The 24,393-nt window shown below is 59.3% G+C and carries 22 protein-coding genes; 9 read left to right on the top strand and 13 right to left on the bottom strand.

Annotated elements, in window-relative coordinates:
- Nucleotides 1-77: 77 nt before the first annotated feature.
- From ACSFE6_RS09885 to pdxH, 3 genes are all read left to right on the top strand, one after another.
- The gene (locus ACSFE6_RS09885; RefSeq protein ID WP_435427421.1) at nucleotides 78-1,223 is read left to right on the top strand and encodes a serine hydrolase domain-containing protein; all 1,146 of its coding nucleotides are present in this window, start codon (nucleotides 78-80) and stop codon (nucleotides 1,221-1,223) included.
- A gap of 112 nt (nucleotides 1,224-1,335) precedes the next feature.
- Entirely contained in the window at nucleotides 1,336-2,325 is a 990-nt protein-coding gene (locus ACSFE6_RS09880; protein WP_435427420.1) for an OmpA family protein, read from the top strand.
- A gap of 24 nt (nucleotides 2,326-2,349) precedes the next feature.
- Complete coding sequence (gene pdxH, locus ACSFE6_RS09875) at nucleotides 2,350-2,997, top strand: pyridoxamine 5'-phosphate oxidase (protein WP_435427419.1); 648 nt, start codon at nucleotides 2,350-2,352, stop codon at nucleotides 2,995-2,997.
- Nucleotides 2,998-3,002: 5 nt separating this feature from the next.
- Here the strand turns inward: pdxH and ACSFE6_RS09870 are convergent, their stop codons facing one another.
- A complete protein-coding gene (locus tag ACSFE6_RS09870) occupies nucleotides 3,003-3,239 on the bottom strand; it encodes a hypothetical protein (RefSeq protein WP_435427418.1) in 237 nt (78 codons plus the stop codon).
- 166 nt (nucleotides 3,240-3,405) lie between these two features.
- Between ACSFE6_RS09870 and ACSFE6_RS09865 the strand changes: the two genes are divergently transcribed.
- Nucleotides 3,406-3,870, top strand: coding sequence for a glycine zipper 2TM domain-containing protein (locus tag ACSFE6_RS09865; protein ID WP_435427417.1), 465 nt, complete (start codon nucleotides 3,406-3,408; stop codon nucleotides 3,868-3,870).
- A gap of 66 nt (nucleotides 3,871-3,936) precedes the next feature.
- Here the strand turns inward: ACSFE6_RS09865 and nhaA are convergent, their stop codons facing one another.
- Nucleotides 3,937-5,124 (bottom strand): Na+/H+ antiporter NhaA, encoded by a 1,188-nt coding sequence (nhaA, locus tag ACSFE6_RS09860; RefSeq protein ID WP_435427416.1) that lies wholly within the window; start codon nucleotides 5,122-5,124, stop codon nucleotides 3,937-3,939.
- A gap of 238 nt (nucleotides 5,125-5,362) precedes the next feature.
- On the opposite strand from nhaA, the gene ACSFE6_RS09855 reads away from it, so the two are divergent.
- The gene (locus ACSFE6_RS09855; protein WP_435427433.1) at nucleotides 5,363-6,460 is read left to right on the top strand and encodes a PLP-dependent cysteine synthase family protein; all 1,098 of its coding nucleotides are present in this window, start codon (nucleotides 5,363-5,365) and stop codon (nucleotides 6,458-6,460) included.
- Between the two features lie 126 nt (nucleotides 6,461-6,586).
- Here ACSFE6_RS09855 and ACSFE6_RS09850 read toward each other — a convergent pair whose 3' ends face one another.
- The 3 genes from ACSFE6_RS09850 to ACSFE6_RS09840 all read right to left on the bottom strand — a co-directional run bounded on the left by ACSFE6_RS09850 (nucleotide 6,587) and on the right by ACSFE6_RS09840 (nucleotide 9,620).
- Nucleotides 6,587-8,200 carry an NAD(P)/FAD-dependent oxidoreductase gene (locus ACSFE6_RS09850; protein ID WP_435427415.1) on the bottom strand — a complete coding sequence of 538 codons (1,614 nt, stop codon included), beginning with the start codon at nucleotides 8,198-8,200 and terminating at the stop codon, nucleotides 6,587-6,589.
- Between the two features lie 95 nt (nucleotides 8,201-8,295).
- The gene (locus ACSFE6_RS09845) at nucleotides 8,296-8,961 is read right to left on the bottom strand and encodes a COG3650 family protein (RefSeq protein ID WP_435427414.1); all 666 of its coding nucleotides are present in this window, start codon (nucleotides 8,959-8,961) and stop codon (nucleotides 8,296-8,298) included.
- A gap of 59 nt (nucleotides 8,962-9,020) precedes the next feature.
- Nucleotides 9,021-9,620, bottom strand: coding sequence for a short chain dehydrogenase (locus tag ACSFE6_RS09840; RefSeq protein WP_435427413.1), 600 nt, complete (start codon nucleotides 9,618-9,620; stop codon nucleotides 9,021-9,023).
- A 105-nt stretch (nucleotides 9,621-9,725) separates the two neighbouring features.
- Between ACSFE6_RS09840 and ACSFE6_RS09835 the strand changes: the two genes are divergently transcribed.
- Nucleotides 9,726-10,634 (top strand): LysR family transcriptional regulator, encoded by a 909-nt coding sequence (locus tag ACSFE6_RS09835; protein WP_435427412.1) that lies wholly within the window; start codon nucleotides 9,726-9,728, stop codon nucleotides 10,632-10,634.
- A 185-nt stretch (nucleotides 10,635-10,819) separates the two neighbouring features.
- Here the strand turns inward: ACSFE6_RS09835 and ACSFE6_RS09830 are convergent, their stop codons facing one another.
- The 5 genes from ACSFE6_RS09830 to ACSFE6_RS09810 all read right to left on the bottom strand — a co-directional run bounded on the left by ACSFE6_RS09830 (nucleotide 10,820) and on the right by ACSFE6_RS09810 (nucleotide 15,823).
- Complete coding sequence (locus ACSFE6_RS09830) at nucleotides 10,820-11,521, bottom strand: ABC transporter ATP-binding protein (protein ID WP_015093834.1); 702 nt, start codon at nucleotides 11,519-11,521, stop codon at nucleotides 10,820-10,822.
- Entirely contained in the window at nucleotides 11,522-12,289 is a 768-nt protein-coding gene (livG, locus tag ACSFE6_RS09825) for a high-affinity branched-chain amino acid ABC transporter ATP-binding protein LivG (RefSeq protein WP_435427411.1), read from the bottom strand.
- Nucleotides 12,286-13,542, bottom strand: coding sequence for a high-affinity branched-chain amino acid ABC transporter permease LivM (locus ACSFE6_RS09820; RefSeq protein WP_435427410.1), 1,257 nt, complete (start codon nucleotides 13,540-13,542; stop codon nucleotides 12,286-12,288). The genes livG and ACSFE6_RS09820 overlap by 4 nt, the downstream gene beginning before the upstream one ends.
- Nucleotides 13,539-14,462, bottom strand: a complete 924-nt coding sequence (livH, locus tag ACSFE6_RS09815; RefSeq protein WP_435427409.1) for a high-affinity branched-chain amino acid ABC transporter permease LivH — start codon at nucleotides 14,460-14,462, stop codon at nucleotides 13,539-13,541. The genes ACSFE6_RS09820 and livH overlap by 4 nt, the downstream gene beginning before the upstream one ends.
- Nucleotides 14,463-14,695: 233 nt before the next feature.
- Nucleotides 14,696-15,823 carry a branched-chain amino acid ABC transporter substrate-binding protein gene (locus ACSFE6_RS09810; RefSeq protein ID WP_435427408.1) on the bottom strand — a complete coding sequence of 376 codons (1,128 nt, stop codon included), beginning with the start codon at nucleotides 15,821-15,823 and terminating at the stop codon, nucleotides 14,696-14,698.
- 349 nt (nucleotides 15,824-16,172) lie between these two features.
- Between ACSFE6_RS09810 and ACSFE6_RS09805 the strand changes: the two genes are divergently transcribed.
- A complete protein-coding gene (locus ACSFE6_RS09805) occupies nucleotides 16,173-16,478 on the top strand; it encodes a DUF2288 domain-containing protein (RefSeq protein ID WP_435427407.1) in 306 nt (101 codons plus the stop codon).
- 269 nt (nucleotides 16,479-16,747) lie between these two features.
- Here ACSFE6_RS09805 and ACSFE6_RS09800 read toward each other — a convergent pair whose 3' ends face one another.
- Nucleotides 16,748-18,937, bottom strand: coding sequence for a hypothetical protein (locus tag ACSFE6_RS09800; RefSeq protein ID WP_435427406.1), 2,190 nt, complete (start codon nucleotides 18,935-18,937; stop codon nucleotides 16,748-16,750).
- 197 nt (nucleotides 18,938-19,134) lie between these two features.
- On the opposite strand from ACSFE6_RS09800, the gene ACSFE6_RS09795 reads away from it, so the two are divergent.
- Nucleotides 19,135-20,031 (top strand): NAD(P)-dependent oxidoreductase, encoded by an 897-nt coding sequence (locus ACSFE6_RS09795; RefSeq protein WP_435427405.1) that lies wholly within the window; start codon nucleotides 19,135-19,137, stop codon nucleotides 20,029-20,031.
- Here ACSFE6_RS09795 and ACSFE6_RS09790 read toward each other — a convergent pair.
- Together ACSFE6_RS09790 and ACSFE6_RS09785 are read right to left on the bottom strand one after the other, a co-directional pair.
- Nucleotides 19,988-22,204, bottom strand: coding sequence for a putative bifunctional diguanylate cyclase/phosphodiesterase (locus tag ACSFE6_RS09790; protein WP_435427432.1), 2,217 nt, complete (start codon nucleotides 22,202-22,204; stop codon nucleotides 19,988-19,990). The two genes, ACSFE6_RS09795 and ACSFE6_RS09790, sit on opposite strands and share 44 nt — an antisense overlap.
- Nucleotides 22,205-22,350: 146 nt before the next feature.
- Entirely contained in the window at nucleotides 22,351-22,716 is a 366-nt protein-coding gene (locus ACSFE6_RS09785) for a YkgJ family cysteine cluster protein (protein WP_435427404.1), read from the bottom strand.
- Nucleotides 22,717-23,007: 291 nt separating this feature from the next.
- Here ACSFE6_RS09785 and ACSFE6_RS09780 point away from each other — a divergent pair, with 291 nt between their 5' ends.
- On the top strand, nucleotides 23,008-24,357 hold the full coding sequence (locus tag ACSFE6_RS09780) for a spinster family MFS transporter (RefSeq protein WP_435427403.1): 1,350 nt from the start codon (nucleotides 23,008-23,010) through the stop codon (nucleotides 24,355-24,357).
- Nucleotides 24,358-24,393: the final 36 nt, after the last annotated feature.

Here is a 24,393-nt window from a genome sequence, read left to right as displayed (position 1 = left end):
CCGGCCCTGTTCCCAAATCCCTCTGGGGCTGGAACAATGCGGGCCACTTTGTAGAGCGTTTATCCGGGGAGTTGCGGGTGCAGATTCAGGGTCATTACGAGCTTAAGTTCGAGGCAGTGCGTGAAGCGTTCGCGGCACTGTTCGACGATCCCCAGGAGCGTGGCGCGGCGTTGTGCATTCGCATCGGCGGCGAAACCGTGCTTGACCTGTGGTCCGGTACCTCGGACAAGGATGGCGCCGAGGCTTGGCACAGCGACACCATCGCCAACCTGTTCTCCTGCACCAAAACCTTCACTGCTGTCACGGCCTTGCAATTGGTGGCCGAAGGCAAACTGCAACTGGATACCCCGGTTGCCCGCTATTGGCCGGAGTTCGCTGCGGCCGGTAAAGAATCCGTGACCCTGCGCCAACTGCTCAGCCATCGCGCTGGCCTGCCGGCGCTGCGTGAATTGCTGGCCCCTGAAGCGCTTTACGACTGGCAAACGATGGTCGACGCCTTGGCGGCCGAAGCCCCCTGGTGGACGCCAGGTGAAGGCCATGGCTATGCGGCGATCACGTATGGCTGGCTGATTGGCGAGTTGCTGCGGCGTGCCGACGGTCGCGGGCCGGGTGAGTCCATCGTGGCTCGGGTTGCCAAGCCCTTGGGCCTGGATTTCCATGTCGGTCTGGCCGATGAGGAGTTCCATCGTGTGGCGCACATCGCCCGTGGCAAAGGCAACGTCGGCGACGCCGCGGCCCAGCGCCTGCTGCAAGTGACGATGCGCGAACCGACGGCCATGACCACCCGTGCTTTCACCAATCCGCCGTCGGTACTGACCAGCACCAACAAGCCGGAGTGGCGGCGCATGCAGCAGCCGGCGGCCAATGGCCACGGTAACGCCCGCAGCCTGGCGGGGTTTTACGCTGGCCTGCTCGATGGCAGCCTGCTGGAAAGCGACATGCTCGACGAGCTGACCCGTGAACACAGTGTTGGCGAAGACAAGACCCTGTTGACCCGGACCCGTTTCGGCCTGGGTTGCATGCTCGATCAGCCTGACGTGCCTAACGCCACATTTGGCCTTGGCCCGCGAGCGTTCGGTCATCCGGGGGCTGGTGGCTCCATCGGTTTTGCTGACCCGGAGCACGATGTGGCGTTCGGTTTTGTGACAAATACACTGGGGCCGTACGTCTTGATGGATCCGCGCGCACAAAGGCTTGTGCGGGTATTGGCCACTTGTCTGTAAAGCCTGTCCGGCGGTCCGGAATTCGGAACCCGCAGACCATTTAAGTTTCTAATTTGCGTTTGTACGGGCCGTAGCGGGCCTGATTTTTTGACTTCATTTTTGTGGATATCCAATGTCAACCAAACCAACCCTCGCCTTGGCACTGTGCTTCGCTATCACCGGTTGTGCACAGAATCCGAAAAGTGATACGGACGGCGGCAGCTGGTGGCCGTTCAGTTCCTCCGACAAAGTCGCGGCCAAAGAGCCCGCTCCGGCACCTTTGAAACCAGCGACGACTACCCCCGTGGCCAAGGCTGATGCCGACTCTGGCGGCAAGTGGTGGTGGCCGTTCGGCGGCAAGGACAAAACCACGGCCAAAGCCGTACCGATGCCGGACCCGAAAGTGACCCAGGCGTGGCTCGACGACTATGAGCCACGCCTGCGCACTGCGATCAAGGACAGCAACCTGCAACTGGAACGCCGTGACAACGTATTGGTGGTGACGGCACCGGTGGAAGGCTCGTTCAACCCGGACCGTCCGGCCATGCTGCTGCCCGTTACCCTCGGCCCGTTCACCCGGGTGGCGAAGATCCTTGAAGCGGACCCCAAGACTGCTGTGCTGGTACTCGGCCATAGCGATACCTCGGGCGCCGCAGCTGCCAACGTGAAATTGAGCCAGGAGCGTGCACAGGCCGTGGCGGCGATTTTCCGTCTCAGCGGCCTGCAGCGCGATCGTCTGATGCTGCGTGGTATGGGCAGCGACGCTCCGCGTGCAGCCAACGACAGTGTCGAAGGGCGCGCATTGAACCGTCGGGTAGAATTGCTGGTGACGCCGCAAGACACCATGATCGCGCTGCTGAGCAAGTACAACATGCCAGCCCCGGCACCAGTGCGCATGGTCGCTGCCCAGGACGCCAAACCGGCGGCCAAGCCTGTGACCCCAGCGCCAGCCGATGCGAAGAAAGCTGCTGCACCGGTGGCGAAAAAAGCACCGGCGAAGAAAGCCGCCAAGGCCCCGGCCAAAAAGGCACCGGCCAAGACCGCGACGCCAGCGAAAAAGACTGCACCGGCTAAAGCCGCTGCCACCGCGAATAAAGTCGCCACCGATACCACAAAGCAGTGATTTGCTGACTAAAAGGAATGCGTCATGACCAAGGCCCTGGCTGATATGCGCCGCGATTACACCCGTGATGGCCTGACCGAGGCGCAAGCCCCGGCCGAGCCGTTCGCGCTGTTCCACCACTGGTTCGCCGACGCGGTGAAAACCGAGCAGGCACCGGTGGAAGCCAATGCCATGACCTTGGCCACTGTCGACCAGGAGGGACGGCCGCATTGCCGCATCCTGCTGCTAAAGGGGCTGGATGAGCAGGGTTTTACCTTCTTCACCAATTACGACAGTGCCAAGGGCCAGCACTTGGTGGCGAACCCGTTCGCGGCCATGACCTTCTTCTGGCCCACCCTGGAACGTCAGGTGCGCATTGAAGGGCGAGTAGTGAAGGTCACGCCTGAAGAGTCCGATGCTTACTTTCAGGTTCGCCCGCTGGGCAGCCGACTGGGTGCCTGGGCATCGCCGCAAAGCCGGGTGATCGCTGATCGCGCTGAACTGGAAGCGCTGCTCAAGGGTACTGAGCAACGTTTCAGCGACAGCCAGCCTCACTGCCCCGAACACTGGGGTGGCTATCGTCTGCTTCCGGAGCGCATCGAGTTCTGGCAGGGCCGTTCGAGCCGCCTGCACGATCGCCTCAACTATCGTTTGCAGGGCGCCGACTGGATTCTTGAACGTCTGGCACCCTAAGCAGTCTACCGCTCGAGATAGCTTGCCGCTGCGGCCTCCAGCCATTGCGGCAGGTCTCGACGCTTGATCTTTTGCGCTTGAGCGTTCGCCAGTTGCTGAAGCATGTACGCTTTTTTGCGTTCATCGTTACCCGCCAGTGACAACGCCAGATCGCGGTCCATCCAGCGTTTGATTCGCACGTATATCCACCAGTGGAAATACAAGCCGGCAACCGTTGTGACGACAATGATGAAGTAATCCATGGTAATCCTGTCTATGTAGGGCAAATCCGCAAATTGCCACTACGGTGTGGTGAGTTCGCGCAGGTGCCTGTATAAGGCCTGAATCAAAGCAATTTTATCCGGGCGATGCCGTGACACGCGTCAAGCAGCGGAGTTTAATGATTACCTGTCCTTTGGAGTTGATGCTATGCGTAAGTCTGTTCTGCTGGTTGCTTCCTTTTCCACGATGGCGATGTTGCTTGCCGGCTGCCAATCGAGCCTGACCGGTGACTCCTACTCCCGTGACGAAGCACGTCGTGTGCAGACGATTCGCATGGGCACCATCGAAGCCTTGCGCCCGGTGAAAATCGAAGGCACCAAAACCCCAATCGGCAGCGTCGCCGGTGCAGCGGTCGGCGGTGTTGGTGGTAGCGCTATCGGTGGCGGTAAAGGCAGCATCGTTGCAGCAGTCATCGGTGCAGTCGCCGGTGGCCTGGTAGGCTCGGCGGCCGAAGAAGGCTTGACCCGCACCCAAGGCGTGGAAATCACCGTTCGCGAAGACGACGGCAGCATGCGCGCCTACGTACAGCAGGTTCAGGAGAACGAAGTGTTCCGTGTTGGTGAGCGTGTGCGAATTGCCACGGTTGATGGCACGAGTCGCGTTTCGCACTAAGCGGAAGCGAGTAGCAAAACAAAACCCCGATCAGTTAACTGGTCGGGGTTTTGTGTTTGTGGATACCTAGGTTTTTTGAATGTCGCTCTTGCGACTCGCCGTTGCCGTCACCGCATAACCGATCAGTGCCGCCAGTATCGAACCTGTCAAAATGCCCATCCGGTCCATCCCGGCATATTCGCTGGCACCGGGTACAAAGGCCAGGGAGCCGACGAACAGGCTCATGGTGAAGCCGATGCCGCAGAGGATCGCCACGCCCAGCACCTGTCCCCAATTGGCGCCCTGGGGCAGGGCGGCGATGCCGGATTTCACCGCCAGCCAGGTCAGGCCGAACACGCCGATGGTTTTACCCAGCAGCAGGCCAATGGCGATGCCCATGGGCACGTAATGGGTGAAGCTTTCGACGGTCACGCCGCTCAGGGACAGGCCGGCGTTGGCGAAGGCGAACAGCGGCAGGATGCCGTAGGCCACCCAGGGATGCAGCGCGTGCTCCAGGGTCAGCAGCGGCGAAGGTTCGGCGTTTTTCGTGCGCAGGGGAATGCAGAAGGCCAGGGTCACACCCGCCAACGTGGCGTGGACACCACTCTTTAGCACGCAGACCCAAAGGATCAAGCCGATGATCATGTACGGCCCGAGCTTGGCCACGCCGAGACGGTTCATGCCAATCAGCGCCCCGATGCAGGCTGCGGCCAGCGCCAGGGACAGGGTCGATAGCGCACCGGAATAGAAGATCGCGATGATGATGATCGCGCCGAGGTCGTCGATGATCGCCAGGGTCATCAGGAACAGCTTCAACGACACCGGGACCCGTTTGCCCAACAGCGCCAGAACGCCAAGAGCGAAGGCGATGTCGGTGGCGGTCGGGATCGCCCAGCCGCTGAGGGCAGGCGGGTTGTCACGGTTGAGGAACCAGTAGATCAGCGCCGGCACCACCATGCCGCCAATGGCCGCCGCGCCGGGCAGGACGATTTGCGAGGGCTTGGACAACTGCCCGTCGAGAACCTCGCGCTTCACTTCCAGACCGATCAGCAGGAAAAACAGGGCCATCAGGCCGTCGTTGATCCACAGCAGGAGTGGCTTGGCGATTTTCAATGCGCCGACCTGAGCCACGACGGGGGTGTCCAGCAGACCGTTGTACAGCCACGACAGCGAGGAATTATTGATGATCAAAGCCAGGATGGCCGCGGCGATCAGTAACAGACCGCTGGCAGCTTCCAACTGAAAGAAACGCGTGAAAGTGCTACGCAGAGGCAAAGTCGCTCTCCATCGATGAGTTCAAAAAGGTGGGACACCCTAACCCGTACCCTTAGAAGTTAAAACAAAAGTTATATTCTTTTTTGTTATATGTCGTTACAAGCTCTTTGATCCATCCGGGCGATCTCAGCCTAGCAGTTGCCCGGCGTATTGAACCCCAGCTGTACCTGTGCGGGATGTAGGTTTTTTCCTAAGCTTGGTGATTAGCCTGTCTCCTGCCCGATACAACGAGAAAACCATCATGAGCGACAACCGACAGTGGGCCCGCGAAGCCATCCGGATCATCGAGGCCGATTTCCAGCGCAGTGCCGACACCCACCTGATCCCTTTGCCGCTGCCGGGTTTTCCGGGTATCGAGTTGTACTTCAAGGATGAGTCCAGCCATCCCACCGGCAGCCTTAAGCACCGGCTGGCCCGTTCCTTGTTTCTGTATGCGTTGTGTAACGGCTGGCTCAAGCCCGGAGCACCGGTGATCGAAGCCTCCAGTGGCTCGACGGCGATTTCCGAGGCTTACTTCGCCCGATTGCTGGGTGTGCCGTTTATTGCAGTGGTGCCGGCCAGCACCTCCAAGGAGAAGATCGCACAGATCGCTTTCTACGGTGGCAAGACTCACCTGGTCGACGATCCGACGCAGATCTACGCCGAATCCGAGCGTCTGGCACGGGAGCACGACGGGCATTTCATCGACCAGTTCACCTACGCTGAACGCGCCACCGATTGGCGAGCGAACAACAACATTGCCGAGTCGATCTTCCAGCAGATGCGATTCGAAAAACACCCTGAACCGAGCTGGCTGATTTCCAGTCCGGGCACCGGCGGCACCACGGCCACCTTGGGTCGCTATGTGCGTTATCGCCAGCATTGCACCCGCGTGCTGTGCGCCGATGCCGAGCGTTCGGTGTTCTTCGATTACTACCAGAGCGGCGATGCCAGCCTGCGCCTGGACCACGGTTCGCGAATCGAAGGCATTGGCCGGCCACGGGTGGAAGCCTCGTTCCTGCCCAAGGTGATCGATGCGATGGTCAAGGTGCCGGATGCATTATCCCTGGCCGCCATGCACTACCTGGCCGAGCGTCTGGGGCGACATGTCGGTGGATCGAGCGGGACCAACCTGATCGGTGCATTGATGGCGGCGCAGCACATGGCGGCAGCGGGGGAGACGGGGTCGATCGTCGCGATCCTGTGCGACAGCGGCGAGCGCTATGCGACGACCTATTACGACCAGAAATGGCTCAAGGCCGAGGGGTATGAGTTGAGTGGGTTGATGGCGGTGGTGGCGGCGAGTGTCGAGCAGGGTGTGGCGCTGCCGGCCAGCGTGTTGCGCGTGAATATCTAAGTTTTTTCAGACACTGATGAACCAATGTGGGAGCGAGCCTGCTCGCGAAAGCGCTAGATCAGTCAACATCTCTGTTGAATGACACTCCGCCTTCGCGAGCAGGCTCGCTCCCACAGGGGATTGGTATCAGGCCTCGAGACCGAGGATGTCCCGAGCCACAGCCTCGGCAATCCGAATCCCGTCGACACCCGCCGACAAGATCCCGCCTGCATAACCCGCGCCTTCACCGGCCGGGAACAAGCCCTTCACGTTCAGGCTTTGCATCGACTCGTTGCGGGTGATCCGCAGCGGCGACGAGGTGCGGGTCTCGATCCCGGTCAACACCGCGTCGTGCAGCGAATAGCCGCGAATCTGCTTTTCGAAGGCCGGCAAGGCTTCGCGAATGGCTTCGATGGCGAAAGCCGGCAAGGCCAGCGCCAAATCACCCAAGGCAACGCCCGGCTTGTAGGACGGTTCAACACTACCCAGCTCGGTGGACGGCTTACCGGCGATAAAATCGCCAACCAGCTGCGCCGGCGCTTCGTAGTTGCTGCCACCCAGTACATAGGCATGGGATTCGAGGCGCTCCTGCAGTTCGATACCGGCCAGCGGTCCGCCCGGGTAGTCGACTTCCGGGGTAATGCCGACGACGATGCCGGAGTTGGCGTTGCGTTCGTTACGCGAGTACTGGCTCATGCCGTTGGTGACCACGCGGTTAGGCTCGGACGTCGCCGCCACCACGGTGCCACCCGGGCACATGCAGAAGCTGTAGACCGAGCGTCCGTTCTTGGCGTGGTGCACCAGTTTGTAGTCGGCAGCGCCCAGTTTCGGGTGGCCGGCGTACTTGCCCAGGCGTGCGCGGTCGATCAGCGACTGCGGGTGCTCGATGCGGAAGCCCACCGAGAACGGCTTGGCTTCCATGTACACACCACGGCCGTGGAGCATGCGGAACGTGTCACGGGCGCTGTGGCCGAGGGCCAGAATCACGTGTTTCGAATGAATCTGCTCGCCACTATCGAGTTCGACGCCGACCAGTTGCCCGTCGTCGATCAAGACGTCGGTGACCCGCTGCTGGAAACGCACTTCACCGCCAAGGGCGCGGATCTGCTCACGCATGTTTTCCACGACGCCGGTCAGGCGGAACGTACCGATGTGCGGCTTGCTGACATAGAGGATTTCTTCCGGCGCACCGGCCTTGACGAACTCGTGCAGGACCTTGCGGCCAAGGAATTTCGGGTCCTTGATCTGGCTGTAGAGCTTGCCGTCGGAGAAGGTTCCCGCACCGCCCTCGCCGAACTGCACGTTGGATTCGGGGTTGAGCACGCTTTTACGCCACAGGCCCCAGGTGTCCTTGGTGCGTTGGCGCACATCGGGGCCGCGTTCGAGGATGATCGGCTTGAAGCCCATCTGCGCCAGCAGCAGTCCGGCGAAAATGCCGCACGGGCCGAAACCGACGACGATCGGGCGTGCGCTCAGGTCGTCTGGCGCCTGGCCAACCATTTTGTAGCCGACATCCGGTGCCACGTTGATGTTACGGTCATCGGCGAACCGGTGCAGCACCGAGGCCTCGTCGCGAACGCTGAGATCGATGGTGTAGATGAAGCACAGTTCGGAAGACTTTTTGCGCGCATCGTAGCTGCGCTTGAACAGGGTGAAGTCGAGCAGATCATCACTGGCAATGCCCAGGCGCTGCACGATGGCAGGGCGCAGGTCTTCATCGGGATGGTCGATCGGCAGCTTGAGTTCGGTGATTCGTAACATGACGGGATCCGGTTCGCGGGGCGCACAACTGCGCCAGGGCGTTTGAAGGCGGCGATTATAAGCCGCAAAGGCCCGGTCCCGTGAGGCTTAAACGATCAGTCGTCGCGCGATCCGCCGAAATACCCGCAACCGCGTTGCACCTGGCCGTCGATACGCAACTCGGCACTCATGTGCTGGACGCTGCCGCTACTGATGTCGACGCAGCGCTGCGGCGCGACCCACAGTTCGATGTGTTGATTATTGGCTTCGGTGCTGAGGTTGAAGCGGCCATCACCCAGTTGCTCTTCGACGTAGGGTAGGGCCAAGGGTGGCTGGGCGACGCGGTCGATGATCATGCCTTTACCGCTGACTCTCACGCTCCACTCGGGCTCATGGCCAGTCGCGCGCAGGATCAGCTTTTTGAAATCGGGATCGTCACAGGTGTGGCCCTCACGCTCGACGCGGTACAGCTGTTGGAGGTCGAGTTGCCCATCGCCGGAGCCGGAAACAATCCGACCGCGCACGTCGGCGAACAGTTTGCCCTGCGCATCGGCCAGGCTCGCGGCCTGCTGCAGGACGCTGGTGCCACCCGTGTCATTGACCACTAAACGGCGCTGCTCGCCGCAAGGCTGGAACAACAGCTTGCCGTCGGCGGCGCTCAGATGACCTTGCATGCGGGTTTGACCCGCGTGGGAGGCACTTTCGCGCGGACTGTCGAGCAGTTGGCAGCCTGCGAACAGGGGGAGCAAGGCAACAAGGACTAAGGAACGGGCAACACGCATCTTGGGGTCTCCTGACAAGTGCCGCCACGTTACTCAGCATGACCGTTCATCACAAGGCTTTAGCCCACGTGAAAGGTCTGGCCGGTCTGCAAGCCTTCGACACTTTTGGCATAGGCCAATGCCACGTCGGCTGCCGGAACCGGCTTGAAGCCACGGAAGTACGGCGCGTATTTGCCCATGGCTTCGACCAACACGTTGGGGCTGATCGAGTTCACCCGCAGACCGCGAGGCAGTTCGATGGCTGCGGTGCGGACGAAGCTGTCCAGCGCACCGTTGACCAGTGCTGCCGAGGCGCCGCTGCGGATCGGGTCGTGGCTGAGCACGCCGGTGGTGAGGGTGAATGATGCACCGTCGTTAGCGAACTCGCGGCCGATCAACACCAGGTTGACCTGGCCCATCAGCTTGTCTTTCAGGCCCAGGGCGAAACTCTCTTCGGTCATTTCAGCCAATGGGGCGAAGGTCACGTTGCCAGCGGCGCTGATCAGCGCATCGAACTTGCCGGTTTGCTCGAATAGTTTGCGAATCGAGGCGCTATCACTGATATCCACCTGATAATCACCGCTGTTGCGGCCGATGCGGACGATTTCGTGGCGTTGGGACAGTTCCTGGTCGATGGCTTTGCCAATGGTGCCGCTCGCGCCGATCAAAAGAATCTTCATGTTGCCGTGCCTCCAGTGGGTTGAATGTGGCTTCAGTTTAGAGTGGTTTTTTTCTGTGATAAGCGCACTAATAGGCAACCTTTGGTTTTCTATTGGAAACAATCCATGAGCGAGATGGATGATCTGGCGGCGTTTGCGGTGTTGGTCGAGGCGGGCAGTTTTACCCTGGCGGCGCAGCAGCTCGGTTGCAGCAAGGGCCAGCTGTCCAAGCGCATCAGCCAATTGGAAGCGCAATTTTCCGTGGTACTGCTGCAGCGCACCACACGACGCTTGAGCCTGACAGCGGCCGGCGCAGCATTGTTGCCGCAAGCCCAAGCGCTCGTCGTGCAAGTCGAGCGGGCGCGTCAGGCGTTGGCGCGGTTGAAGGACGACATGGCCGGTCCCGTGCGCATGACGGTTCCGGTGTCGTTGGGGGAAACCTTCTTCGATGGCTTGTTGCTGGAGTTTTCCGCCCAGTACCCCGAAGTGCAAATCGAGCTGGAGCTCAACAACAGTTACCGCGAACTGTCCCGCGATGGATTCGATCTGGCGATCCGTTCCGACGTAGCCACTGACCAGCGACTGGTGGCGCGTCCGCTATTGGCCTGGCATGAAATGACCTGTGCCAGCCCGGCCTATCTGGAGCAATACGGTGAGCCGCAGACACCACAGGCGTTGGCCGAGCACCGATGCCTGCTCAACAGCCATTACAGTGGTCGCGAGGAATGGCTGTATCACCAGCAGCATGAACTGTTGCGCGTACGAGTTTCCGGGCCGTTCGCCAGCAATCATTACAACCTTTTGAAGAAAGCCGCACTGGCTGGCGCCGGTATTGCCCGGTTACCGTCCTACTTGTTGCCGTCTGAGTTGGCGGACGGGCGTTTGCGTTGGCTCCTGCGTGATTATCAAACGCGTAGCATGCCGATGTACCTGGTGCATCCCTATCAGGGCGGTTTGCCGAAACGCACACAGGTGCTGGCGGATTATCTGATGGGGTGGTTCAAGCGCAGTGGGGAGGCACTGGATCGGCTTTGAATCATCACGCCGACCCTGTGGGAGCGAGCCTGCTCGCGAAGGGGCCTTCAGACTCAGCATCTGTGTTGACTGACACACCGCTTTCGCGAGCAGGCTCGCTCCCACAGTGTTCTCCTACATCAATCAGGTTGTGACAGGCATAAAAAAACGGCCCGCGAAGGCCGTTTTTTGTTTACCGCAAAGGCTTAGCCGCCGAGGTACGCTTCGCGCACTTTCGGGTCGGTCAGCAGGGCTTCACCGGTGCCTTGCATCACGACTCTGCCGTTTTCCAGTACGTAGGCGCGATCAGCGATTTTCAGCGCCTGGTTGGCGTTCTGCTCGACCAGGAACACGGTCACACCGTCCTTGCGCAGCTGTTCGATGATGTCGAAGATCTGCTGGATGATGATCGGTGCCAGGCCCAGCGACGGTTCGTCGAGCAGCAACAGCTTGGGCTTGCTCATCAGCGCGCGGCCGATGGCGAGCATTTGTTGTTCGCCGCCGGACATGGTGCCGCCGCGCTGGTTGAAGCGCTCTTTCAGGCGTGGGAAAAGTCCGAGGACCTTGTCCATCTGTTCCTGATAGTCACCCTTCGCGGTGAAGAAACCACCCATGGAGAGGTTTTCTTCCACGGTCAGACGGGAAAACACCCGACGACCTTCCGGAACCACTGCGATGCTCTTGCGCATGATCTGCGAGGAGTCCTGGCCGACCAGCTCCTCACCCATGTAGCGGATGCTGCCGCTGTGAGCGCGAGGCGAGCCGCACAGGGTCATCAGCAGTGTGGACTTGCCGGCACCGTTGGCGCCGATCAGGGTCACGATCTCGCCCTGGCGGACTTCGACGTTGACGCTGTGCAGGGCCTGGATCTTGCCATAGAAGGTGGAAACGTTTTCAAACTGCAGCATTTACGCTTCCCCCAGGTAGGCTTTGATCACTTCAGGATTGTCGCGGATCTGTTCCGGCGTGCCGTTGGCCAGAGGTGTGCCCTGGTTGATCACGACGATGTGGTCGGAAATGCTCATGACCAGTTTCATATCGTGTTCGATCAGCAGCACGGTGACGTTGTGCTCTTCACGCAACACGCTGATCAGCGCCTTCAGATCTTCGGTTTCCTTCGGGTTCAGGCCGGCGGCCGGTTCGTCGAGCATGAGGATCCGCGGGCGGGTCATCATGCAGCGGGCGATTTCCAGGCGACGCTGCTGACCGTAAGCCAACGTACCGGCCGGTCGGTTGGCGAACTCCTTGAGGTGAACCTTTTCCAGCCAGTACTCGGCGTAATCCATCGCCTCGCGTTCGCTTCTGCGGAACGACGGGGTCTTGAACAGGCCGGACAGGAAGTTGGTGTTCAGGTGACGATGCTGGGCGATCAAGAGGTTCTCGACCGCAGTCATATCCTTGAACAGCCGCACGTTCTGGAAGGTACGCACTACACCTTTGAGCGCGATCTTGTGGCCTGGCAGGCCTTCGATTGGCTCACCGTCCAGCAGGATGCTGCCGCCGCTCGGCTTATAAAAGCCGGTCAGGCAGTTGAACACGGTGGTCTTGCCGGCGCCGTTAGGGCCGATCAGCGCAACCACTTGTTTCTCTTTCACGCTCAAGGCAACGCCGTTGACCGCCAGCAAGCCGCCGAAGCGCATGCTCAGGTTTTCTACTTTAAGGATCTCGCGGCTCATTTGCGCAGCTCCATGTGAGGACGTTGCATGGGCAGCAGACCCTGAGGTCGCCAGATCATCATCAGTACCATCAAGGCACCGAACATCAACATGCGGTACTCACTGAACTCACGCATCATTTCAGGCAACAGGATCATTACCACGGCTGCCAGGATCACGCCCAGCTGCGAACCCATGCCACCCAGTACAACGATGGCGAGGATGATCGCCGACTCGATGAAGGTGAAGGATTCCGGTGTGATCAGACCCTGGCGAGCGGCGAAGAAGCTACCGGCGAAACCGGCGAAGCTGGCACCCAGGGTAAAGGCTGACAACTTGATCACGGTCGGGTTGAGACCCAGCGCGCGGCAGGCGATCTCGTCTTCACGCAGTGCTTCCCAGGCCCGGCCCAGCGGCATGCGCAGCAAGCGGTTGATGACGAACAATGCCGCCAGAGCCAGGAGCAACGCCACCAGGTAAAGGAAGATCACCTTGTTGATCGAGTTGTATTCCAGGCCGAAGAACTCGTGGAACGTCTGCATGCCTTCGGCGGCTTTACGTTCGAAGGTCAGGCCGAAGAACGTCGGTTTCTCGATGTTGCTGATGCCGTTCGGACCACCGGTAAGGCCGGTCAGGTTACGCAAGAACAGACGGATGATTTCACCGAAGCCCAGGGTCACGATCGCCAGGTAGTCACCACGCAGGCGCAGTACCGGGAAACCGAGCAGGAAGCCGAAGGTGGCCGACATCAGGCCGGCGATAGGCAGGCAGATCCAGAAGCTCAGGCCGTAGTAGTGCGACAGCAGCGCATAACTGTAGGCACCGACGGCGTAGAAGCCGACGTAACCAAGGTCGAGCAGGCCGGCCAGGCCGACCACGATGTTCAGGCCGAGGCCGAGCATCACGTAGATCAACACCAGCGTTGCGATATCCACCGCACCGCGGGAGCCGAAGAACGGCCAGACCAGTGCACCGGCGATCAGGGCGATGATGAACCAGCGCTGGGTGCTCGGCAGGGTCAGGAAGTTACTGGCCTTGGCCGGAATCAGCGGCATGCTCGGCGAGGAACGCCAGGCGGAGCTGATCTGCTGGTCGAACAACACGCGCAGGAACATCAGTACCGAGCACACGGCGATGGTGATCAACGTGGCGGTGCTGGTACCGTGGACTTCGAGGTGGATACCGACGATCGTCAGTTTCAGGCCCAGCACCGGGTAGGCCACGGCCCAGACCAGCAAGGCGCTGAAGAACGCCTGTTTAAGATTCCTAGTCATACTTTCTCAACCTCCGGGCGGCCCAGCAGGCCGGTTGGCCGGAACAACAACACCAAAACCAAGAGACCGAAGGCCACAACGTCCTTGTACTGGTCACCGAAGATATCGGCACCGAAAGCTTCTGCCACACCCAGTACCAGCCCGCCGAGCATGGCGCCCGGAATACTGCCGATACCGCCCAGAACGGCGGCGGTGAAGGCCTTGAGGCCGACCAGGAAACCGGCGTTGGGGTTGATCACGCCGTATTGCATGCTCAGCAGCACGGCAGCGATGGCCGCCAGCGCGGCACCGATGACGAAGGTGAGGGCGATGATGTTGTTGGTGTTGATACCCAGCAGGTTGGCCATCTTGATGTCTTCGGCACAGGCACGGCAGGCGCGACCCAGGCGAGAGCGGGAGATGAACAGCGTCAGGCCGAGCATGGCGATCAGTGTCACCACGAACACCACGATTTGCATGTAGGAAATCAGCACTTCATGTGCGCCACCTGGCCCGAAGGCAAAGTTGCCCGGAATCAGGTTGGGGATGGATTTGTCCTTGGAGTCTTGCGCCAGCAGAACCGTGTTCTGCAGGAAGATCGACATACCGATGGCGGAGATCAGCGGGATCAGACGGTTGCTGCCGCGCAAGGGGCGGTAGGCGATCCGTTCGATGCTGTAGCCGTAGGCACTGGTGACGACGATGGTCGCCAGGAAAGCGGCGGTCATCAACAGTGGAACACTGTCGAGTCCCAGCATGGCCAGCCCGGCGATGGCGATGAACGCCACGTAGGAGCCGATCATGTACACCTCGCCGTGGGCGAAGTTGATCATTCCAATGATGCCGTAAACCATCGTATAGCCGATGGCGATCAGGGCATACGTGCTGCCAATGGTCATGCCATTAACCAGCTGTTGGAAGAAGTGATAGATGTCAGGCATTACAGCGCTCCTAAAAACCTGATACGCATTTCACTGGTGGAGTCATTTTCCCGCCCGAGCCCCGTGGATCTGCATCCACTTCGAATTCGGGGTTTGCCAGCGAACCGCTGATGACGGTTTTGAGATTTTCAGGTGGGAAGACTAGCGGATCACGCCAGCGCGGCCCAAATACGTTCGTAAAACAAAGCCCACGGCACGCCGTGGGCTTTATTGGCAGTCAGTCAGGCAGGGCCTTACTGAGGCTTGGCTTCGGTTTTTGGTTTGCCGAAGTGCCACTCGTAGACCACGAATTTGAAGTCTTTGAGGTCGCCCTTGTCGTCAAAGCTCAGGTCGCCGGTTGGGGTCTTGAAGGTGCCTTTGTGGATGGCTTCAGCCACTTTGGCGGTGTCTTCGGACTTGGCAGCCTTGATACCTTCGGAGATCACTTCCACGGCCGCGTAAGCCGGGAACACGAACGGACCGCTTGGGTCTTCTTTCTTGGCTTTGAATGCATCAACCAGGGCAACGTTGGCCGGATCCTGGTCGAAGGATTTCGGCAGGGTCACCAGCAGGCCTTCAGAGGCGTTCTGGGCGATCTGCGAGATCGAGTCGTTACCCACGCCTTCCGGGCCCATGAACTTGGCTTTCAGGCCTTTTTCCTGGGCTTGACGCAGGATCAGACCCAGCTCCGGGTGGTAGCCGCCGTAGTAGACGAAGTCGACGTTGGCTTGCTTGAGCTTGGCGATGATCGAGGAGAAGTCCTTGTCGCCGGCGTTGATGCCTTCGAACACGGCAACCTTGGTGCCTTTCTTCTCGAGGGTGGATTTTACGGCGGTGGCGATGCCTTCACCGTATTGCTGTTTGTCGTGCAGAACAGCAACGATTTTCGGTTTTACGAAATCGGCAATGTAGTTACCGGCGGCAGGGCCCTGGGCGCTGTCGAGGCCGATGGTGCGGAACACCATTTTGTAACCACGATTGGTGATGTCCGGGCTGGTGGCAGCCGGGGTGATCATGATCACGCCTTCGTCTTCGTAGATGTCCGAAGCCGGTTGAGTGGAGCTGGAGCACAGGTGGCCGACCACGAATTTGACGCCGTCGTTGACGACCTTGTTCGCGACCGCTACCGCTTGTTTTGGATCACAGGCGTCATCGTATTCGACGGCTTCGAGTTTCTTGCCGTCTACACCGCCTTTGGCGTTGATCTGTTCGATGGCCATTTTGGCGCCACTGAACTGCATGTCGCCGTATTGGGCTACAGGGCCGGTCTTAGGGCCGGCGATGCCGATCTTGATGGTGTCAGCTGCGAACGAATGGCTGGCAACCCCGGCCAGAACCATAGCGGCAAACAGTTTGGAAATCTGCTTAGTAGCCTTAGTCATAGTGCTCCACTCTTACTGTTGTAGTTTTTATAGTCCTGGCGCCGTAGGCAGCAGAACCGGGTCGGTATCTACGACATTCCCCGGAAAAGCCCCTCGGCAACTGTACCGGTACAGTGTAGAGCGCCGATTGTCAGCCTGTGAAGCTGGCGCCGGGGGGCAAAACTTGGGGGTGTCGCTTTTTTGAAAGAAAAAGACAGAATTGCGGCGGGGCTTTGACGGGCTTATAGCCAGATTCCGTGCATTCCTTGGCTTTCCTGCGCTTTTCGTTCAGTGATGCAAATTGCTTCTGGGTTTTTCTGCCAGACCACCGACGTTATCATTGCGTCAATTTCTTTTCCGGACCGGACCCATGACTGAAGAACCTAGCACCCTCTATGCCAAGCTGCTTGGAGAAACTGCATCTATTACCTGGAAGGAACTGGAGCCGTTCTTCGCCAAGGGTGCCCTATTGTGGGTCGAACCCGGACTGGATTTGATCGCTGTCGCCGAGGCCGTGGCCACCGACGAAGGTGAGAAAGTGGCTGCCTGGCTGGACGCAGACAAGGTCGCCAAGCTGTCTGAAACGCGGGCGCTGGATCTGTTTGAACGGGATCCGCAATTGTGGGCGGTGGTTGTTTCGCCGTGGATCCTGATCCAGGAAAGAGCAACGGTCTGAATGTGCGCACCGATTTAGTGCGAGCTGCTGTCCGGTCAAAGTGTGTAGCCGAGTAGCGTGATGGCAGGTTGCCGTAGAGAAAGACCACAGCCTCACGGTGACGTAAACGTAACGGGAACAGTTGAGCGAGCAGCCTGAGGGCTGCTTAATTGTTTCTGGATGTTGGAGTCGTGTTGAATCTGAAATCGCCTTCGCGAGCAGGCTCGCTCCCACAAGGTTCAGTGATGACCTTGTGGGAGCGAGCCTGCTCGCGAATGGAGCGACGCGGTTTAGAAGGTTTTACCGGTGTGGTTATTCAACGAAATAACCTTGGTCTTGCCAATGCGGTGACGGTAGATCTCGCGCAGGTACTTGATTGCTTTTTTCACGCAATCGCGGGACAGGCGGATGTCGTTGATCGAGACGAATTTGTCCTTGTCGTTGATCAGCTCGCGGTACTTCTTCTCGTACATCGGTTTGATCGCATACCAGTTGGTATCGAGGATCTTCGCCGGATTCTCGAATTCGTTCAGCAGATCGTCGATCCGGTCTTCGTCAAACTCTTCGTTGATGATGAAGTCCAGCATCGAGTTGTCCAGGGTTTCGTCGAAGCGGTACGGGCTACGTGCGAAGCAACGCTTGATGAAGGCCACGATCAGCGTCAGGAAGTCGTCCGACAGGCACGGGCTCTTGGCGATCAGGGTGGTCAGCGACAGGTTGGCCGAGGCACCGATCACCAGTGCATAACGCTTGAGCGTGGTGTTGGGGAACAGGTTGTTGAGGTGTGTCTTCAACCGGTTCAGGTCCATGTAGGACAGCTTGTAGTCCTTCGGCAGGGAAACGATCGACACCACTGACGAGCAGTTCTTGAAGAAGTGCAGGTCGTGCAGGGCTGCGGCGTCATACCCGGAATTCTTGTATTGCTCCAGTGACGCACGATAGCGTTTGGACTCGATCGGCAACAGGCTGATGCCCTCGATGGCCTGGGTTTCCTTGTTGAAGTGCGGCAGGTCGATGGAGCGGAAGAACAGGTCGTCGATGTTCAGGCGCTGCGGCTCTTTTTCGAACACCTTGAACTTGTCGTTGCTAGGTTGCGGGGTTTCCGGCACCACGGACTCGGCATAGGCGATCGCCACCGGCCCGGCCAGGCTCATGAACAGGTCGTTGGCATCCAGGCGAATGGTTTCGCCGATGTCGATGCCGGCACGATGGAAATAGTTCTGGTCGTAGTCGGTGGTGACCGCCTGTGCCGTCAGAATGTTGAAGATCTGCTGCGAAATGTACTGGTTGGCATGCTTTTCCATGGCATTGACATCAATGTTCTGGATGTTGCCGTCATCGCTTGCTTCGGCATAACGCATGATGTCGTTGGAAATCAGCATCATTGCGTTCCATGGGCGGATTCGACCCATGACGCTGGCTTCGCTGCTGTCTTCGTTGGCGAAGTTGTAGGAGAAGTCCCACTCTTCCGAAAGGTATTTGCACAGTAGGCGCCCAGCGTTGATGTGCAGGGCTTCGGACATTTCACTGCGGTGATCGGAAATGTTCGGCAGCACGCAGATCCCGCTGGTGAAGATCGGCTCGAAGACGAAAGAATGGCCGCTCTTGCTGTCGTGTTCGTCCACCGGCTTGGTGTCGAACGTCTTGTTCATGTATGAGTGCTGTTGCGCCAGGCCGAACTCCGACGCCATGCCCGAACCGGTACCGCCGCCGGCACTGAAGATCGAGAAGTACAGGCGCGACTGGTTGGCCTTGATGCCGCAGCTGTCGATCAGGTACGAGTGAATCATCTTCCAGTCAGGGCTGGAGAAACGCTGGGTGTCCTTGTTCAGGATGATCTTGGCCAGATACTGGCCGAGAATCGGCGCGTTACCGGCGCCACCGGCGTGGACTTCCGACAAGTCCATGATCTTCATTTTGCTGTAGTCGCGCAGGAATCCGCTTTTTTCACCTTTGCGCGAGAAACGGATACGCCCGGCGATGTCTTTGTCCAGGTCGCCGAGCATGACCAGCGGTTCGACCAGGAATACCGGTTTGGTAGCCTTGTTCGGGATCAGGCGAAGGTTGTTGCGAATCCACTGGGCAGGGCCCTTTTCGGTGAAGCGTTTGTCCGGAGACAGGCGGGGTTCGTTGTTGAACTCGTTGAGGTAGAACGTGCGTGCGTTGTACACCAGCTCCGCCACGTCCAGCGCGATGTTCGAGCCGCAGCGACCCAGGCCGATCAGGCATACCGAGGGGAACTGCTGGTCGTTGTGCTGTTCGTTGTCACCTTCCAGGTGCGGCGGACGCGGAAACACCATGTCGCGCAGGCCGTCGAGGTTATCGAGGATGCGGTCGGTGTTGGTTTCCGTGAAGTACAGGTATTGCTGGGTGGCCAGCGGGCGTGGTGCAAGCAATGGCTTCGAGGAGACCGGGCTGTTCGCCGCAGGGCTCAGGGTCAGGTCGGTTACCGCAGGGGCCGGATTGTTTTTAGAAGTCATTGTTTGCCATCTACCTGGGCTGTTTTGGTCGGACGACACGCTGTCGTCGAACCGTCACGGAAGAAAACTCGCGTCTTTTATCAGCGCGTATTAGTCCCGAGCGTCAGGGCCATGGCCTGAACGAACTCGGGGGAATCCTTTCCTAAGTCATGATGAATCGGCCAATATTTGACGATCTTTAATCAAAAAGAGGCGAAATGATGTCAACGCTACCTTCGTTGGGGTTTGCCGGTATTGGTTTAATGGGGTTGCCGATGTGTCGGCGATTGCTGGCGGCGGGTTATCCGCTGACGGTGTGGAACCGTAATCCGGCCAAATGTGCGCCGCTGGTCGAGGCTGGTGCCCGTCAGGTCGCCACCCCGGCTGAGTTATGCGGGCAAGCTGACGTGGTGATGTTGTGCCTGGCGGACACCACGGTGGTGCGCGAAGTGGTCTTTGGCTCGGCCGGGATTGTCGAAGGGGCGAAAAGTGGCCAGCTGCTGGTGGACTTTTCCAGCCTTGAACCCACCGCGACGCGGGAAATGTCGGCAGAGCTTGAAGGTAAAACGGGCATGAGCTGGCTCGATGCGCCGGTTTCCGGTGGTGTGGTGGGGGCGGAGGCCGGCAGTCTGGCAATCATGGTCGGTGGCGATGCGACACATCTTGAGCGCGTAAAACCGATGTTGTTGAGCCTTGGTCAGCGGGTGACGCACATGGGGGCAGTCGGTGCGGGGCAGGTGACCAAGGCCTGCAATCAGATGATTGTGGCCTGTAATGCTTTGGTGATTGCCGAAGTCGTTGCGCTGGCGGAGCGCTCCGGAGTCGACGCGAGCCTCATCGCCGAGGCACTGGCCGGCGGCTTTGCCGATTCAAAACCTTTGCAGATCCTTGCCCCGCAAATGGCCGATAGTCGCTTCGAACCGGTGAAGTGGCATGTACGGACTTTGCTCAAGGATCTGGATACGGCGGTGAAGTTTTCCCGCGAACAGGGTTCGGCAACGCCCATTAGCGGGCTGGCGGCCCAATTGATGCGATTGCACGGAGCCCAAGGGTTTCTGGAAAAAGACCCGTCTACATTAGTGCAGATGTACCGTGAACCAGACTCAACGATGTAAGGGGGTAGGAATGTTTGCGCTGATTGATTTCGTTCAGCACCGGGCGTAGCTCCTCCAGCGGCACCGGGCAGCTGAGCAGGTACCCCTGAACGAAGTCGCAGCCGTAGCATTCGAGAAATTGATATTGCTCGAAGGTTTCGACGCCTTCGGTGACCACCTCCAGGTGCAGGGTATGGGCCATTGCGATAATTGCCTGGACGATTTCCAGGTCCTGGGTGGAGTTGGGGATGTCCTGGATGAACGAACGATCTATTTTCAGCGTGTTTAGCGGCAGGCGCTTGAGGTAGGCCAGGGACGAGTAACCGGTGCCGAAATCATCGATCGACAGCGACACGCCCAGGGCCCGAATCTGTCGCAGAAACTCTAACGTGTCAGCGATGTTGCCCATCAGTGCATTCTCGGTCACCTCCAGCTCCAGTCTTTGTGGCGCGACTCCGGCGCTGCGCAACGCATGTTCTATTTGACCGGCCAGCTCTTCGCGGGCCAGGCTCAGGGGCGAGCAATTCACGGCGATTTTCAGCGTTTCGCAGCTCTGGCGCGACAACTCACCGAGGTCCTCACAGGCTTTGCGCAGTACCCAGTTATCCAGCTCGATGATCAGGCCGTTGGCCTCGGCGAGGGGGATGAAACGGTCCGGTGCGAGGAGTCCGTGTACCGGGTGTTGCCAGCGAATCAACGCTTCAAGCTTGCTGACCTGACCGGTTTTCAGGTCGTAGATCGGCTGGTAATGGAGCGTCAGACCGGTGTCTTCGCGCAGGGCGTAACGCAGTTCTTCTTCCAGTTGCAGTTCGAGCGTGGCACGGGTCTTGAGGTTGGCACTGAAGAAATTCAAGCCGTTTCGGCCGCTGCCTTTGGACTGATACAGCGCCAGGTCGGCATTTTTCAGCAGCTCGTCACAGGTTTTGCCATCTTCGGGGAACAGGCTGATGCCGATGCTGGTGGTCATGACCATCCGCCGTCCGGCCAACTCAATGGGCTCCTTCATTTTCAACATGATGCGCTGCGCCATTTGCCGCGCTTCTTCGCGATCGTTGAGGTTGATGAGCATGCAGAATTCGTCGCCACCGAAGCGCGCCACCACATCTTCGTGACTGCGCGCCGAGCCTTTGATATGGCCGGCGAGCACTTTGAGCAATTCGTCGCCGGCGTCATGACCGAGACTGTCGTTGATGCGCTTGAAGTGGTCGATGTCGAGGAACAGCACGGCCAGCATGCCGCCTGAGTGGTTTTTTTCGATGAGTTTCTCGGCGAAGAGCTGGTTGAAACCGCGGCGGTTGGTCAGGTTGGTCAAGGGATCGTAGTGCGCCACCTGCTGCAGGGACATGCGTGCCTGATCCAGTTGGCTGAGCAGAGAGTTGACCCGCTGCAGGTCATGCTCCTTATGTTGCAGCTTCTTGTCCGCCAGCGCAGCGCTGATGCTGCTGCCTATGATCAGCAGCGTCATGATCGCCACCGTCAGGCCCAGTTGCAGGTGATTGTTTTCCCCGGGCTGGGTCAGGAGGCTGCCGTTGGGAAGCACCAGATTGAACGCGGCCATGCCGGTGAAGTGCATGCTGATGATGCCTGTTCCAAGGACCAGGCTGGCGCTGTATTTAAGCAGTTGATGGAACATGCCGGCGCCGTTGCGCAGGTAGCTGGCCAACAGCAATACCGCCAGGCTGGCACCAACCGCAACCAGGATGGAAAGGGCAAACAGTGTTGGCTGGTAATGGGCCACGGCCTGCGAACGCAGGGCGGACATGCCTACGTAATGCATGGTGGCTATGCCCAGGCCGATCAGGATAGAAGCCTTCAAGCAATGCCAAAAGTCAAAGGCAGGGCGACTGAGCGTCTGCATCGCCAGCCAGGACGCGAACAGGGCGATCAGCAGCGAGGCGAGGGTAACCGGCAGTTGGTAATGCACGTTGATTGGCGCCTGGAACGCCAGCATGCCGATGAAGTGCATGGCCCAGATGCCCCCGGCCAGGCACCCGGCACCGACCCAACGCCAGAGCCGGCGCGAGGCCGGTTTTTCCGCATGTGCTACCCGCTCGGCCATGTCCAGTGTGGCGAAGCAGCCGGCACAAGCGACCAGGTAAGCGAGTAGCACCAGAAAAGGGTCATGTATGCAGTTGAGTATGACCTGCCCGCTCTCTGGAAGCTCGGTAATGAAATGCAAACCAAGCCACTCCATAGCATGCCCCATGTTGTATTCCTGACCGGTGCAAGGCGCGCCGTTGAATGTCTTGAAGTATAGAGGGCATGCATGTAGCGCAAGGAGTAGTGGCACATTAGCCCCAATGATTTTGACATTAGGCTAATAGCGATTGGTGCTAACTGTCAGGCGCTATGTAATTCAGGCATCGTGGAGGCGGGCTCCAGGGGCGCCAGACCGAATGCAGCCCGGGCTGCATCGCAATCGGGGTTGGCCTGGCCATCGACCCATGACGCTTCGAATTCCCGGCAGGGGCTTGAGCGTTGTTCGTAGATCGTGCATTTCACCGTGCTGCCTACTTCTCCCTCCAGGCTGATGCAGCGCGGTTTTTTGCAATCGGTTCCAAGCATTGCCACGCGGCTGGGGGTGATTTGCTCGACCAGTTCATCGGGCACGGTCCCGCCAGAGGAGGCACATTCACCCCAAAAGAACGACACGCGGAAATAGGAACAGCAGGCACCGCAATTCAGACACGGACTGACTTCGGACATGGGCGATTATCTAAGGAAAGGTGGAGTCACAGGGGGGAGGACAGGGTCGCTATTCTAGGCTTCGCCAGCGGCTTGGGAAGGGGGGGCGATAGGTATTTTTCAGCGCATTGACGTACGGTGTAAACAATCACCTCGAGCCCGTGAATATTGGGTCTCGTCATCTTTCTGGGCGGAACATCGCCATGGCCTGATATCAGCCTTACGAATAATTACAGACAGCTGTGCCAGGCCTGTCTAGATTGGCGTTTCCGGGGACAGTGACGCCCCAATAACAATAAAAGAGACGGACCCATGCAGAACTCGACCCAAGCGGCGAATGCCTGGCGCATTCTGTTCCTGTTGTTCCTGGCGAACCTGTTCAACTTCTTCGACCGCACCATCCCCGCCATCATCATCGAGCCGATCCGCATGGAGTGGCATCTGAGCGATTTCCAGCTGGGGATCATCGGCACGGCATTCACCATTGTCTACGCGATCGCCGGCCTGCCTCTGGGGCGGATGGCCGATACCGGTTCTCGTAGCAAATTGATGGGCTGGGGCCTGGCGGCCTGGAGCGGCCTGACCGCAGTCAACGGCATGGTGGGCAGTTTCTGGAGCTTCCTGATCGTGCGCATGGGCATCGGCATCGGTGAAGCCAGTTACGCACCGGCCGCCAACTCGCTGATCGGCGACTTGTTCCCGGCTCACCGCCGGGCGCGGGCCATGGGGATCTTCATGCTCGGGCTGCCACTGGGGCTGTTGCTGGCGTTCTTCACCATCGGCGCAATGGTCAAGGCGTTTGACAGCTGGCGTGCGCCGTTCTTCATTGCCGCGGTGCCGGGGCTGATCCTGGCGGTCTTCATGTTCTACATCAAGGAACCCAAACGCGGTGCCGCTGAAAGCGTGCAGGTTTCGCAGGAGAAAATCGACCGGCCGATCCGCCGGGTCCTGGCGGTGCCGACGTTCCTGTGGCTGGTGCTGGCCGGGTTGTGCTTCAACTTCGCCACCTATGCCTGCAACTCATTCCTGGTGCCGATGTTGCAGCGGTATTTCCAGATGCCATTGCAGGAAGCAGCGGTGGCGACCGGGATCATTGTAGGCGTGACCGGATTGGTCGGATTGACCTTGGGTGGCTGGGTCGCGGACAAGATTCACCAGCGCATTGCCAATGGTCGCCTGCTGTTTGCCGCGTTCAGCCTGATCATTTCCACCTTGTGCACGGCGTGGGCGCTACATTCCGGGCGGATCGAGATCGGGGTGTTCGTGGCTGTGTTCAGTCTGGGCTGGCTTTTTGCCTACAACTTCTACACCTGCGTTTACACGGCGATCCAGGACGTGGTCGAACCGCGCTTGCGGGCGACGGCCATGGCGCTGTTCTTTGCCGGGTTGTATCTGCTGGGTGGTGGTCTGGGGCCCGTGGTGGTCGGTGCCTTGTCGGATCACTTTGCACATATGGCAATGCTGGCGGCGGGTGCCGAGCAGATGACCGAAGCGTTCAAGGCCGTCGGCCTGCATGACGCGATGTACCTGATCCCGGTGGCGCTGTTTTTCACCATGGTGTTTCTGGTGTTGGCGTCACGGTGTTTTGTGCGCGATGCCAAGCGGATGAAGGAGGGGTTGGGGGTGGTGGTTGAGCCTGCCGGTTCTGCGGCGACTGCATAATCGCTTTCGCGAGCAGGCTCGCTCCCACAGGTTTTG

Source organism: Pseudomonas baetica (assembly GCF_051216495.1).
Classification (GTDB): domain Bacteria; phylum Pseudomonadota; class Gammaproteobacteria; order Pseudomonadales; family Pseudomonadaceae; genus Aquipseudomonas; species Aquipseudomonas baetica_B.
Note: the sequence above shows the minus strand (reverse complement) of the source record. Positions and strands in the feature narration are given on the sequence as shown.